General features: G+C 73.6%; 12 protein-coding genes. 4 read left to right on the top strand and 8 right to left on the bottom strand.

What is annotated here, in order from left to right; all coding sequences use genetic code 11:
- Positions 1-458: 458 nt before the first annotated feature.
- Positions 459-1463: a stage II sporulation protein M gene (locus ACFU9E_RS32030; protein ID WP_380684592.1), complete on the bottom strand. Its 1005-nt coding sequence runs from the start codon at positions 1461-1463 to the stop codon at positions 459-461.
- A gap of 220 nt (positions 1464-1683) precedes the next feature.
- Between ACFU9E_RS32030 and ACFU9E_RS32035 the strand changes: the two genes are divergently transcribed.
- On the top strand, positions 1684-2670 hold the full coding sequence (locus ACFU9E_RS32035) for an RDD family protein (protein ID WP_380684593.1): 987 nt from the start codon (positions 1684-1686) through the stop codon (positions 2668-2670).
- Positions 2671-2705: 35 nt separating this feature from the next.
- On the opposite strand, the gene ACFU9E_RS32040 is transcribed toward ACFU9E_RS32035, so the two are convergent.
- Positions 2706-3359: a hypothetical protein gene (locus tag ACFU9E_RS32040; protein WP_380684594.1), complete on the bottom strand. Its 654-nt coding sequence runs from the start codon at positions 3357-3359 to the stop codon at positions 2706-2708.
- A 116-nt stretch (positions 3360-3475) separates the two neighbouring features.
- On the opposite strand from ACFU9E_RS32040, the gene ACFU9E_RS32045 reads away from it, so the two are divergent.
- Both ACFU9E_RS32045 and ACFU9E_RS32050 read left to right on the top strand, forming a co-directional pair.
- Entirely contained in the window at positions 3476-4012 is a 537-nt protein-coding gene (locus ACFU9E_RS32045; protein WP_380684595.1) for a SigE family RNA polymerase sigma factor, read from the top strand.
- Positions 4009-5124, top strand: a complete 1116-nt coding sequence (locus ACFU9E_RS32050) for a hypothetical protein (protein ID WP_380684596.1) — start codon at positions 4009-4011, stop codon at positions 5122-5124. Before ACFU9E_RS32045 ends, ACFU9E_RS32050 begins: the two co-directional genes overlap by 4 nt.
- 91 nt (positions 5125-5215) lie before the next feature.
- Here ACFU9E_RS32050 and ahcY read toward each other — a convergent pair whose 3' ends face one another.
- The 6 genes from ahcY to ACFU9E_RS32080 all read right to left on the bottom strand — a co-directional run bounded on the left by ahcY (position 5216) and on the right by ACFU9E_RS32080 (position 11756).
- Positions 5216-6664, bottom strand: coding sequence for an adenosylhomocysteinase (gene ahcY, locus ACFU9E_RS32055; RefSeq protein WP_380684597.1), 1449 nt, complete (start codon positions 6662-6664; stop codon positions 5216-5218).
- Positions 6665-6986: 322 nt separating this feature from the next.
- Positions 6987-7964 carry a cation diffusion facilitator family transporter gene (locus ACFU9E_RS32060; RefSeq protein ID WP_380684599.1) on the bottom strand — a complete coding sequence of 326 codons (978 nt, stop codon included), beginning with the start codon at positions 7962-7964 and terminating at the stop codon, positions 6987-6989.
- Positions 7965-8120: 156 nt separating this feature from the next.
- Positions 8121-9410, bottom strand: a complete 1290-nt coding sequence (locus ACFU9E_RS32065) for an SIS domain-containing protein (protein WP_380684600.1) — start codon at positions 9408-9410, stop codon at positions 8121-8123.
- Between the two features lie 109 nt (positions 9411-9519).
- On the bottom strand, positions 9520-9702 hold the full coding sequence (locus tag ACFU9E_RS32070) for a Trm112 family protein (RefSeq protein WP_380684601.1): 183 nt from the start codon (positions 9700-9702) through the stop codon (positions 9520-9522).
- A gap of 98 nt (positions 9703-9800) precedes the next feature.
- Positions 9801-11183, bottom strand: a complete 1383-nt coding sequence (locus ACFU9E_RS32075) for a phosphomannomutase/phosphoglucomutase (RefSeq protein WP_380684602.1) — start codon at positions 11181-11183, stop codon at positions 9801-9803.
- A 207-nt stretch (positions 11184-11390) separates the two neighbouring features.
- The gene (locus ACFU9E_RS32080; protein WP_380684603.1) at positions 11391-11756 is read right to left on the bottom strand and encodes a DUF3499 domain-containing protein; all 366 of its coding nucleotides are present in this window, start codon (positions 11754-11756) and stop codon (positions 11391-11393) included.
- A gap of 164 nt (positions 11757-11920) precedes the next feature.
- Here ACFU9E_RS32080 and ACFU9E_RS32085 point away from each other — a divergent pair, with 164 nt between their 5' ends.
- Positions 11921-12373 (top strand): metallopeptidase family protein, encoded by a 453-nt coding sequence (locus ACFU9E_RS32085; protein ID WP_355373231.1) that lies wholly within the window; start codon positions 11921-11923, stop codon positions 12371-12373.
- The last annotated feature ends 52 nt before the right edge of the window (positions 12374-12425 follow it).

Below are 12425 nucleotides of genomic sequence, written 5' to 3' on the forward strand. Positions count from 1 at the left end.
AACCCCAGAGAATCTGAGGCCGGGGATGTCAACATATCTGGCGTTGACTTTTGGCACGCTGTTGAGTTCTCAAGGAACGGACGCTTCCTTCAGGCGGCTTTCACACCGGCCCTCCGGGCGCTTCGTTCTTTCGTGTTTCCAGCTTACCAGACGTTTTCCGCTCCGTTTTCCGGAGTTTCATTCATCCGATTCCCACTGGGGGGATTTCCTTCAACTTCGCTCCGAAGCCTATCAAAGCTTTCGGTGTGCTCAGTTCCGGGATTTACCTTGTCGGAGAGGGTGCGCATTCGATGAAGCACACTCGCCTCGACTCGGCGGTGTCGTAGACATTAACGCCCGAGCCTGGCTGTTGTCCAGCCGGTCCAACCGTTCAAACCTACTAGCCCACCCCAACCACGTCAATGGTTTTGCTGGGTTGCGAGAACAGTAGCAGCTCAGGGGCCTGTTGATCACATCGCTCAGGCCGCGACCGGCTGCAGGTCCGCCCGATCGGCCGCGTCCAGGTCGCCGGTTTCTCCGGCCGCGGCGGCCTTTCGGCCCAACACCAGCGCATAGAACAGGAACGCCACCTCGGCGAGCACGCCGATGGTGATCCGGGCCCAGGTCGGCAGGCCGGACGGGGTCACGAACGCCTCCAGGACGCCCGACACCGCCAGCACCGTGGCCAGGCCGATGGCCATGCCGATGATCGAGCGGCCCTGTTCGGCGAGTGCGGTGGCGCGGGTGCGCGGGCCGGGGTCGACGATCGTCCAGCCGAGGCGCAGCCCCAGGCCGCCGGCCACGAAGACGGCGGTCAGCTCCAGCAGGCCGTGCGGGATGAGCAGGCCGAGGAAGGTGTCGAGCCGGCCGGCGGAGGCCATCAGCCCTACGCCGAGGCCGAGGTTGAGGACGTTGCTCAGCAGCACCCACAGCACCGGGAGGCCGAGCACCACGCCGTACAGCAGGCACTGCACGGCGATCCAGGCGTTGTTCGTCCAGACCTGGGCGGCGAAGGAGCTCGCCGGGCGGTCGGAGTAGTAGGTCTCGTACGCGCCGCCGGGCCTGGTCATCTCCCGCAGCTCGGCCGGCGCGGCCAGGCTGTTGCGGACCTCGGGGTGGCCGGCCACCCACCAGGCGACCAGCGCGGTGGCGAGCAGGGAGATCACTGCGACCGGGATCCACCAGCGGCGCGAACGGTAGAGGGCGGCCGGGAAGCTCACCGTGTAGTAGCGCGCGACGTCCCGCCAGCCGCTGGTCCGGCTGCCGGTGACCGCGTCGCGGGCCCGCGAGACCAGGCTGGTCAGCCGGCCTTCCAGGGTCGGGTCTGGCGCGGCGGCCTGGACCTTGGCCAGGTGCCCGGTGACGCGCTGGTAGAGGGCGACGAGTTCGTCGGCCTCCTCACCGGTCGGGCGTCGCTTCCTGGCGAGGGCGTCCAGCCGGGCCCACTCCCCCTGGTGGGTGGCGACGAAGACGTCCAGGTCCATGCGGCGGCTCCATGGTCGGCGCGGGGCGCGCGGTCGGGCGGTGCGGACAGGTGGGCCCAGCATGCCAGGGCCGGACGGCGTGGCGACCGTCGGGACCTCCCTTCCCGGCGGGCTCCGCGGCCCCGTATGTTGACGGCAGCAGATCTCGGGATCGTGGGGGCCGATCCGCCGGATTCCCCGCCCACGGACCGCGTACCACCGACGGGAACGGACGGGTGTCTTGAGCGACCTGGTGACGGGCGAGGCCGTCGTCCTCGGCCTGCGCGCGGCGAAGCTTCCGAGCCGGGGGCTGGCGATCGTCCTCGACCTCACCGTGCAGATCGCGGGGCTGGTGGCGACCACCCTGCTGCTGAGCCTGATCCTGGTCGACCTGGACGGTGCGGCGGTCGCCGCCGTGACGATCGGACTGACCGTCTTCTTCCTGGTCGCGCTGCCCGTCATGATCGAGACCCTGACCCGGGGACGCTCGCTGGGCAAGGCCGCGCTGGGGCTCCGGGTGGTGCGCAGCGACGGCGGGCCGGTGCGGTTCCGGCACTCGCTGGTGCGCGGGCTGGTCGGCTTCCTGGAGATCATCGTGCTGTTCGGGGTCCCGGCGGTGGTCTGCTCGGTGGTGTCCTCGGAGGGCAAGCGGCTGGGCGACGTCTTCGCGGGGACGCTGGTGGTCCGCGAGCGGGTGCCCGGCGGGAGCGGCTCGGCGATCGCGCTGCCGCCGGTGAACCCGCAGCTGCTGCAGGCGATCGGCGGCGAGCTGGTCGCGCTGGACTTCTCCGCCGTGCCGGAGCCGCTCTGGCTGGCCATCCGGCAGTTCCTCGGGCGGATCGGCCAGCTGGACCAGGTCGTCGCCCACCAGATGTCCGCCCGGCTCGCGGACGACCTGGCGGCCCGTACCGGCCACCCGGTGCCGTACGGGGTGCACCCGGCGGCGTACCTGGGGGCGGTGCTGACCGAGCGCCAGCGGCGCGAGTGGAGCCGGGCGCAGGGGTACGCGGCCCAGCAGGCCCAGGCCGAGGCGCAGGCCCAGCGGCAGGCGCACGCCCAGGCCCACGCCCATCAGCAGGCCTGGGCGCCGAGCCAGCCGACCCCGCCGGCTCCGCCGACCCCGCCGGGTGCCCCGGCGGCTCCCCTGTCCGCTCCCCCGGCCGCACCGGCGCCGCCCGCACCGCTGGCGCCCCCGGCCTCCGGCGGCGGCTTCGCCCCGCCCGCCTGACCCGGTAGGCACCCGCCCCGTCAGCGCCCGACGCGTCAGCCGCCCGCGCCCTCGCCGTCACCGAACTCCGCCGGCCACGGGTTGGGCGGCGACTCCAGCTCCTCCAGCTCGACCCCGCCCGCCGCCAGCACCACGTCCCCGGCCAGGTGCACCACCTGCTGCTCGCCCGTCTCCAGGTCCGCCACCTGGTACCGCTCGACGACCAGCGGCCCCGAGTCCGTCGCATGCGTCTCGACGCCCTCCAGCAGCCAGCCCTGGTCGAAGGTGCGCGGCGCCAGCACCGGCTCGGTGAACGCGACCAGCCGCACCCGCGCGCTCGCCCCCTCCCGCAGCCGCAGCAGCCGCGCGGTGGCGACCAGGAACCCGGGCGAGCGCCCGGTGAAGCCGTGGGCCCGGTCGTGCCCCTCCACCGCCTGCTCGCCGGCCGGGTCGGCCACGTCGGCCCGCACCCAGGCGACCCCGTCGACGGCGCCGCCGCGGACCTGCCAGCCGCCGGCCCGCAGCTCCATCCGCAGCGGCCGGGCGCGCGAGTCCAGGGTGAGGTCCACCGTGCCGAGGACGCGGCCGTCCGGCGCGTACGTCTTGGAGACGTACCGCCAGCCGGCCGGGCCGGGCGCGCAGCTGAACCGCTCCTCGCCGAGCAGGACGTGGTCATGGGTGTCGTGGAGCGAGTACCGGCCGTTGGGCATGCCCGAAAGCCTACGTCCGGGATCTTTCGCGACCGGCATGCAACCTCCCCCCGACGGGCCGCATCAGGGAGGTGGGCGCTGCGAACCGAGGCATCGCCGGAAGGGAAGTCCCATCGATGCCGAAGCAGACCCGAGACGCCGAGTTCACGGAGTACGCCTCCGCGCGGACCCCGTGGCTGCGCAAGGTGGCCTATCTGCTGTGCGGTGACTGGCACCGCGCGGACGACCTCGTCCAGGAGACGGTCACCAAGCTCTACGTGCGCTGGGGCCGCATGTCCAAAGTGGAGAACATCGACGGCTACGTGCGGACGGTCCTCGTCAACACGTTCCTCGCCGAGCAGCGCTCGCCGTGGGGCCGGTGGTCGGCGCGCCGCCGGGAGGACACCCTCCCGGAGCGGGCGGTGTCCGGCCCGGACCTGGACGTCTCGGTCGACCTCCGTACCGCGCTGACCGCCCTGCCGCCCCGTCAACGGGCGGCGGTGGTCCTGCGCTACTACTGCGACCTCACCGTCGAGCAGACCGCCGCCGCGATGGCGTGCTCCACCGGCAACGTCAAGAGCCAGACCTCCCGGGGCCTCGACGCGCTGCGTCGGCACCTCGACCGCGAGACCGCCGCAGCGGCGGCCGGTCCCTCCGAAAGGATCGCACCGTGAACGACCCGTACGACGGTTCCTCCCCGCTCAGCGCGACCGAGCAACGGCTGGTCTTCGAACTCACCGCGCTGGCCGACGCCCCGGCGCCGACGGCCACGCCCGACACCGCCTGGTCCGTCCGGACCGGCCGTTCCCGGCTGATGCGCCGGCGCCTGGCCGTGCTCGGCGCGGTGACGGCGGTGGCGGTCGGCGCCGCCACCCTGAGCACCGCCTGGCCGGACGGCCGCTCGGGCTCCACCATGGCGGCGGCCTCCGCCTCCACCGGCACCTCCGGCCCCCCGCTCGGCCCGGACACCGGCCACGACCCGCTCGTGGTGCAGGGCGCCTTCGGCCGGCTGCCCGCCGGTTTCGACACCGTCGTCTACAACAAGGGCTTCAGCGGGCAGCCGGGGATGTCGCAGGCCAAGGTCATCGGCCCGAAGCAGACGAACGCCACCGCCGACTTCAACCGCCAGCTGCTCTTCCTGACCGTCTACGCGCCCGGGGTGGAGCCCGCGCTCGACTCCGGCGGTGCCGGGCCCCGGTACCGGGTGGACGCCGCCCCGGTGAACGGCAGGCCGGCGTACTGGGTCGGCATCGCACCGGACAACCCGGCCGGCGCGGGCCTGGACCGGACGCTGCGCTTCCAGACCGCCGACGGCCGCTGGGCCGAGCTGCACGCCTCGTACATGAGCGACGCGGACCAGGTCGCGGACGTGGTGGTGCAGGTCGCCGCCGGGGTTCACACCGAGCCGCGGGCGGTGGCCATGCCGTTCACGGTCAACGACCTGCCCGCCGGCCTGACCCCGGCGGGAGCGAGCTTGGACTACGGTCCGGAGACCGCCGTCAACCACGCCTGGGAGGCGTCCGTCAGCTTCAGCTTGGGCGACAAGTCGATCTCCCTGACGGCCGTGCCCGACACCGTCCCGACGCCTACCCCGACCAACCCGTTCGGCTTCCCCGTCCAGGAACCGCCGCACAGCTGCCGGGTCTCCCAGGGGGTCAAGCTCTGCGTCTCGGCGATGGACGGGGAGGCGCCGTTCGCCTCGATCGGCGGCTTCGCCGGCCTGCTCGACCGGGTCACCTCGCTCGGCACCGACGAGAACGCCTGGACCACGGAGGTCTTCCACTGAACCCGCTCCGCGCACGCCGGTGGCCGGCACTCCCCTCGGGTAGTGCCGGCCACCGGCGTGCGTCGGCACGGGGCCGATGGGCGTCACCGCGTCAGTAGCGGTACTGCTCCGACTTGTACGGGCCCTCGACCGGGACGCCGATGTAGTCGGCCTGCTCCTGGGTGAGGGTGGTCAGCTTCACGCCCAGCGCGTCGAGGTGCAGGCGGGCGACCTTCTCGTCCAGGTGCTTCGGCAGCACGTAGACGCCGATCGGGTACTGCTCGGTCTTCGTGAACAGCTCGATCTGGGCGATCGTCTGGTTGGCGAAGGAGTTGGACATCACGAAGGACGGGTGGCCGGTCGCGTTGCCCAGGTTCAGCAGGCGGCCCTCGGAGAGCACGATGATGGTGCGGCCGTCGGCCTTGCGCCACTCGTGGACCTGCGGCTTGACCTCGGTCTTCACGACGCCCGGGAGCTTGCCGAGGCCGGCGATGTCGATCTCGTTGTCGAAGTGGCCGATGTTGCCGACGATGGCCTGGTGCTTCATCCGGGCCATGTGCGAGGCCAGGATGATGTCCTTGTTGCCGGTGGTGGTGATGAAGATGTCGGCGGTCTCGACGACGTCGTCCAGGGTGGCGACCTGGTAGCCGTCCATCGCGGCCTGCAGCGCGCAGATCGGGTCGATCTCGGTGACGATGACCCGGGCGCCCTGGCCGCGCAGCGACTCGGCGCAGCCCTTGCCGACGTCGCCGTAGCCGCAGACGACGGCGACCTTGCCGCCGATCAGCACGTCGGTGGCGCGGTTGATGCCGTCGATCAGCGAGTGGCGGCAGCCGTACTTGTTGTCGAACTTCGACTTGGTGACCGAGTCGTTGACGTTGATCGCCGGGAACAGCAGCTTGCCGTCACGGTGCATCTCGTACAGGCGGTGGACGCCGGTGGTGGTCTCCTCGGTGACGCCCTTGATGGTGGCGGCGACCTCGGTCCACTTGTTCGGCGTCTCCACGAGCGTGCGGTTGAGCAGCTCCAGGATGATGCGGAACTCGTCGTTGTCGGCGGTCGACGGGTCCGGCGCGGCACCGGCCTTCTCGAACTCGACGCCCTTGTGGATCAGCAGGGTGGCGTCACCGCCGTCGTCCAGGATCATGTTCGGGGTCTTGCCGTCAGGCCAGGTCAGCGCCTGCTCGGTGCACCACCAGTACTCCTCCAGGGTCTCGCCCTTCCAGGCGAAGACCGGCACGCCCTGCGGGTTCTCCGGGGTGCCCTCCGGGCCGACCGCGATGGCCGCGGCGGCGTGGTCCTGGGTGGAGAAGATGTTGCAGGAGCACCAGCGGACCTCGGCGCCGAGGGCGGTGAGGGTCTCGATGAGGACGGCGGTCTGCACGGTCATGTGCAGCGAGCCGGTGATCCGGGCGCCGGCCAGCGGCTGCGACTCGGCGTACTCGGCGCGGATCGCCATCAGGCCGGGCATCTCGTGCTCGGCGAGCTGGATCTCCTTGCGGCCGAACGGGGCCAGGGAAAGGTCGGCGACCTTGAAGTCACCGGTGGTGTCGGTCGACATGCGTCTGCTCCTCGCTGACGGGTGGGGCGTGGGCCGAGGTCCTGGAGTGCGTCACAACACGGCGGGCCGCGCGGGTGTGCGGCGACGCCGGGGCGCCCGGCCCGCGGCACGATCGACCGGCGCGGCACGGATGACCCGTTGCTCGGCACAAACCGTCGGAGGACCTCTCTCCCTCGACCGGCGCGCACCCCCTCGGGGGCGGGCCGCCGATCGACCGCCATCAGCAGCGACGTTCTGGCTCTGGGGACGAATCTACACCGACGGCCCCGGACGGCGGCCCGCTACGGCCGTTTTCGGCCTCCGCCCGGGGCGGCCGGGCACCTCAGTGCGCGCCGCCGGGAACGGGCCCGCCGGGCGTGGCGTACGGGTCGTCGCCCGCCGCCGCCTTCTCCGCGCTGTAGATGTCCGGCTCCAGGTAGATCACCCGGGCGATCGGCACCGCCCGCCGGACCCGCACCTCGGCGGCGTCGATGGCCTCGGCGACCTCGGTGGCCGTCGAGTCGGCCGGGACGGCGATCTTGGCGGCGACCAGCAGCTCCTCGGGACCGAGGTGCAGGGTGCGCATGTGGATCACCCGGTCCACCGAGTCGTGGTCGACCAGCGCGTCCCGGATCCGGCCCACCACCTCGGGGTGGGCCGACTCGCCGAGCAGCAGCGAGCGGGTCTCGACCGCCAGCACGAACGCGATGACGACCAGCAGCAGGCCGATGCAGAGGGTGCCGACGCCGTCCCAGACGCCGTCCCCGGTGATCGCGGTCATCCCGACGCCGAACAGCGCCAGCACCAGACCGATCAGCGCGCCGCTGTCCTCCAGCAGCACGACCGGCAGCTCCGGCGCCTTGGCCCGGCGGATGTACGCCGACCAGCCGTGCGTCCCCTTGTCCTTGCGGGCCTCGCGGAACGCGGTGAAGAACGACCAGCCCTCCAGCGCGACGGCGAACACCAGCACGCCCACCGGCCAGTACCAGTTCTCCAGCTCGTGCGGGTGGGCGATCTTCTCGTAGCCCTCGTAGAGCGCGAACATGCCGCCGAGGCTGAACAGCACGATCGACACCAGGAACGCGTAGATGTACCGCTCGCGCCCGTAGCCGAAGGGGTGCTCGGGGGTGGCGGCCCGCTGCGCCCGCTTGCCGCCGACCAGCAGCAGCACCTGGTTGCCGGAGTCGGCCAGCGAGTGGACGCCCTCGGCGAGCATCGAGGAGGAGCCGGAGAAGGCGAAGGCCACGAACTTGCTCACCGCGATGCCCAGGTTCGCGGTCAGCGCCGCGACCAGCGCCTTGGTACCGCCTTCGGTACTCATGCTCGGAAGGTCCCTCCGTCGGGGGCCGTCCGCGCGGCCCGTACCCGGTCGTCCGGTGTCCCGGTCGTCGTCGACCGCATACGGTACCGGGCCGCCCGGCGACGGCCCGGAACGACCGGCCCGGGACCCGGTCCGGGACCCGGGCCGGACGGTGGCTCAGGACTGTGCGGCGGCGAGGCCCAGGTAGACGGCGGCGAAGTCGGTGAGCGCCACCAGGTCGGCCAGCGCGTGCAGCGGGTCGGCGCGGTGGCTGGCGTACTCGGTCAGCCGGACGTCGTGCGCGGCGGCGAGCCGGTGCGCCCGGGCGGCGCCGAAGCTGCGCGGACCGGCGTCGTCGGCCGGCACCTCGGTGGGGCCGGCATCCGCCTCCGGGCCGGACGGCCCGGCACCGGACGGCCCGGCACCGGACAGCGCCTCGCCGGGGACGTGCCGCAGCAGCAGGACCTGGAGGTGCAGCGGGTCCGGCTCCTCGACCCGGTCACGGAAGAAGTCGTCGGGGTCGGCGCCCGCGCCGAGCTGCCCGGTGAACATGCCGCGGTGCGCGGTCAGCGCCTGCGGCAGCAGGCCCGCCAGCGCGGGGCGCCCGGCCCGGTCGGCGAGCTGGGCGGCGAACCGGGTCGCCGCCGCACCGGCGACCGGGCCCTCGGCCCAGAGCAGCGGGACGGTCCCGGCCAGCCGGGCGGCCAGCCCCTTCGCCGGGTTGGTGTACGCGGCGGCGTCCGGCCGGCAGCGGACGGCGGTGGCGTCCAGCAGGTCGGCGGTGAGCGGCAGCGCGTCGTAGGCCAGCTGGGTGACGCCGAGCTTCTGGGTGAGCGCGAGCAGCGGGGCGAGGTGGGCCCAGAGCGCCGCCGGGTCCTCGGCGGGCAGGTCCGGCTCGGCGCCGTGGCCTGCCGGCCCACCCGGCTCGGCGGCCTCGACGGCGGACGGCACGAAGGGCAGCGGCAGGGCGCGGACCTGCCGGGCGGCCTCGGCGAGCGGGCTGTCCTCGGGCGCGGTGACGACGATCGCGCAGCCGCGCGCGTAGGCCTGCTCGGCGAGCGCGACCAGGCCCCGTTCGCCGCCGTCGGCGGAGCTGATCACCAGCAGGTCGAGCGGGCCCGCCCAGCCGGGGAGCTGCCAGGCCAGGCCGGCGGTGAAGGCGGCCGGGGCGGTGGCGCGGTCGGGGCGCGGGACGGGAGCGGCGTCGGTGGGCGGCAGCGGGGCGATCAGGCCGGCCGTCCCGGCCAGGGCGGCCAGCATCTCGCCGGCGGTCAGCGCGCTGCCGTGCCCGGCGACCAGGACGGCACGCGGGCGGCCGTCGGGGCGCAGCCGGTCCAGCCCGGCGGCGTCGGCGAGCCGCAGGGCGGTGCGGACCCGGGCGCCGGAGCCGGCGAGGGCGAGCAGCGCGCGGTCGTGGTCGGCGCGCTGGAGGGCGGCCGGGTCGTCGAGCAGGGTGTCGTCGAGCATGCGGCGGGCCTCCGGCTGGTGGCTGGGCGCTGAGGACGGCGGACGGCGGACGCGGCAGGGGGCCGGTCCCGGGCGGTGGCCGGTCGGGGCGGAGCCGCCCCGTCCAGGATCAGGCCGGTCGGCGGGCCTCGTCCACCAGCAGGACCGGAATGCCGTCGCGCACCGGGTAGACGAGGCCGCAGTCCTGGCCGGTGCAGAGCAGCTCCGGCTGCTCCTCGGTGCCGCCCTCGGTGAGCGCGGCCCGGCACTGCGGGCAGACCAGGATCTCCAGCAGGAAGGATTCGAGCTTCATGGCGTTCGGTCTCCGGTCTCGGTGCGGGCGGTTCGTCGGCGGCACGGCGGTGCCCCGGCCGGAGGAAACCCTACCGGCCGGGGCATCGGGGCCGGACGTCAGGCGCGGACGAGGGCCAGCACGCCGTCGCGCAGCTCGGCCATCTTCGCCGGGTCCTTGGCCTCGACGTTCAGGCGCAGCAGCGGCTCGGTGTTGGAGGCGCGCAGGTTGAACCACCAGTCCGGCCCGGCCACGGTGAGGCCGTCCAGCTCGTCGACGGTGATGCCCTCGACGGCGAAGGCGGCGCGGACGGCGGCGGTGCGGCCGGCCTGGTCGGCGACGGTGCTGTTGATCTCGCCGGAGGCGGCGTACCGGTCGTACTCGGCGGTGAGCGCGGAGAGGCTGCCGGGCTGCCCGCCGAGGGCCGCCAGCACGTGGAGCGCGGCGAGCATGCCGGTGTCGGCGCGCCAGAAGTCGCGGAAGTAGTAGTGCGCGGAGTGCTCGCCGCCGAAGACGGCGTCGGTGACGGCCATCTCCTGCTTGATGAAGGAGTGGCCGACGCGGGTGCGCACGGGCGTGCCGCCGAGCTCGCGGACCACCTCGGGGACGGTCCAGGAGGTGATCAGGTTGTGGATGATCGTCGGCTCGGCCTCGCCGGCGGCCTTGGCGCGGGCGATCTCGCGGGCGGCGACCAGCGCGGTGATGGCCGACGGGGAGACCGGCTCGCCGCGCTCGTCGACGACGAAGCAGCGGTCGGCGTCGCCGTCGAAGGCGAGGCCGAGGTCGGCGCCGACCTCGCGGACCCGGGCCTGCAGGTCGACCAGGTTCTTCGGGTCGAGCGGGTTGGCCTCGTGGTTGGGGAAGGTGCCGTCCAGCTCGAAGTACATCGGGACGAGCTCGATCGGCAGGCCGTCGAAGACGGTGGGCACGGTGTGGCCGCCCATGCCGTTGCCGGCGTCGACGACGACCTTGAGCGGGCGGATCGCGGTGAGGTCGACCAGGCCGAGCAGGTGGTCGGCGTAGCCGCGCAGGGTCTCCCGCTCGGAGAGGGTGCCCGGGGCGACGTCGCGGGCCGGGACGGTGACGGTGTCGTCCGCGCCGGTCCAGGACTCGACCAGCTCGCGGATCTCGGCGAGGCCGGTGTCCTGGCCGACCGGGGCGGCGCCGGCCCGGCAGAGCTTGATGCCGTTGTACTGGGCCGGGTTGTGGCTGGCGGTGAACATCGCGCCGGGCAGGTCGAAGGCGCCGCTGGCGTAGTACAGCTGGTCGGTCGAGCAGAGGCCGATCCGCACGACGTCGGCGCCGTAGCCGGCCGCGCCCTCGGCGAAGGCCAGGCTCAGCGACGGGGAGGAGGGGCGCATGTCGTGGCCGACCACGATCGCGGTCGCTCCGGTGACCTGCACGAACGCGGCGCCGAAGGCGCGGGAGAGGTTCTCGTCCCACTGGTCCGGGACGACGCCCCGTACGTCGTACGCCTTCACGAGCTGCTTGAGGTCGCGCACTGCGGCTCCACCCTGGTTCTGTGTCTGATCGGCGAACGCGCCGGCGGCCTGGCCGGCGGGCTGGTCGCCCCGTGGTCACGATAGGTCCGGGCACGGCGAACGCCGCTACCCGGTAGGGGGGAGCGTACCCGGGCCGGCGGAACGGTTCGTGCGGGGGCGGGAGCGGGGTGGAGGCGGGGTGCGGGCGGGAGCCGGACCGGGCGCGGGTCAGTTGTCGGGCGAGCGGAGCACCCGCAGGTGGCCGCGGCGGCTGCCCTCGATGGACTCGCCCTCCGGGGCGCGGCCCTGACGCGGGGTCGGCGGGCGGGCGGCCTCGCGGACGGCGTTGGCGAGCGCCTCCAGGTCGTCGCTGCTGCGGCGCAGCGGCCCGGCCTCGGCGACGAGCCGCACCACCTCCCAGCCGCGCGGGGCGGTGAGGCGCTCGGCGTGCTCGGCGCACAGGTCGTAGCAGTGCGGCTCGGCGTAGGTGGCGAGCGGTCCGAGAACGGCGGTGGAGTCCGCGTAGACGTACGTCAGCGTCGCGACGGCCGGACGGCCGCACGCGGTCCGCGAACAACGACGTACAGAGCTCACGAGGGTGGACGGTACAGCACTCCCTGCCGGGGAGCGAAGACCGCCTGTCCGGAGGGGGTGCCGTGTCGTCGCCCGCGCGCCGCCCGGTCGCTCCGCTCGCCCCGGGCGAACAGCTGCGGGGGTGGTCCACTTCCTGGCGTCCAAGGACTACTCTCGGCAGTGATATGGACAGCTCCGCACCGCAGTCATCGACGGGTCCCTCACGCCGCCCGCGGCACCGTGACCGGCACGGCCGGGGTCTGCGCGGCCCGTTGGCGCCGCCGCAGGTCCCGATCTCGCTCACCCGCTCCGAGTTGTTCGACGACTACGTGCGCGAGTCGGTGGAGCGGCTGGAGCGGCGCTGGCCGCAGCTGATCGAGGTCGAGTTCGCCGTCCAGGAGGTGCCGCTGCACGAGCAGGACGGCACCGATCCGGACGGCGGGGTGCCGCTGGGCCGGGTCTCGCCGGGCCGGCAGGGCCGCAAGAGCCAGATCGTGGTGTACCGGCGGCCGGTCGAGATCCGGGCGAAGTCGCGGGAGGACCGCGCGGCGCTGGTGCACGAGATCCTGATCGAACAGGTGGCGGAGCTGCTGGGGCTCTCCCCCGACGCGATCGACCCGCGCTACGACGAGGACTGAGCGGAACGCCGGAGGGGGGGCCCCCGGTGTTGGGGTGGGGGCCGGCCGGCGT

Source organism: Kitasatospora sp. NPDC057595 (assembly GCF_042800875.1).
In the GTDB taxonomy this organism is placed as follows: domain Bacteria; phylum Actinomycetota; class Actinomycetes; order Streptomycetales; family Streptomycetaceae; genus Kitasatospora.

Excerpts from the sequence above, each read along its gene's own strand:
- ahcY (WP_380684597.1), bottom strand. The coding sequence starts at position 6,664 with ATGTCGACCGACACCACCGGTGACTTCAAGGTCGCCGACCTTTCCCTG.
- ACFU9E_RS32085 (WP_355373231.1), top strand. The coding sequence starts at position 11,921 with ATGGACAGCTCCGCACCGCAGTCATCGACGGGTCCCTCACGCCGCCCG.
- ACFU9E_RS32030 (WP_380684592.1), bottom strand. The coding sequence starts at position 1,463 with ATGGACCTGGACGTCTTCGTCGCCACCCACCAGGGGGAGTGGGCCCGG.
- ACFU9E_RS32065 (WP_380684600.1), bottom strand. The coding sequence starts at position 9,410 with ATGCTCGACGACACCCTGCTCGACGACCCGGCCGCCCTCCAGCGCGCC.
- ACFU9E_RS32070 (WP_380684601.1), bottom strand. The coding sequence starts at position 9,702 with ATGAAGCTCGAATCCTTCCTGCTGGAGATCCTGGTCTGCCCGCAGTGC.
- ACFU9E_RS32045 (WP_380684595.1), top strand. The coding sequence starts at position 3,476 with ATGCCGAAGCAGACCCGAGACGCCGAGTTCACGGAGTACGCCTCCGCG.
- ACFU9E_RS32040 (WP_380684594.1), bottom strand. The coding sequence starts at position 3,359 with ATGCCCAACGGCCGGTACTCGCTCCACGACACCCATGACCACGTCCTG.
- ACFU9E_RS32060 (WP_380684599.1), bottom strand. The coding sequence starts at position 7,964 with ATGAGTACCGAAGGCGGTACCAAGGCGCTGGTCGCGGCGCTGACCGCG.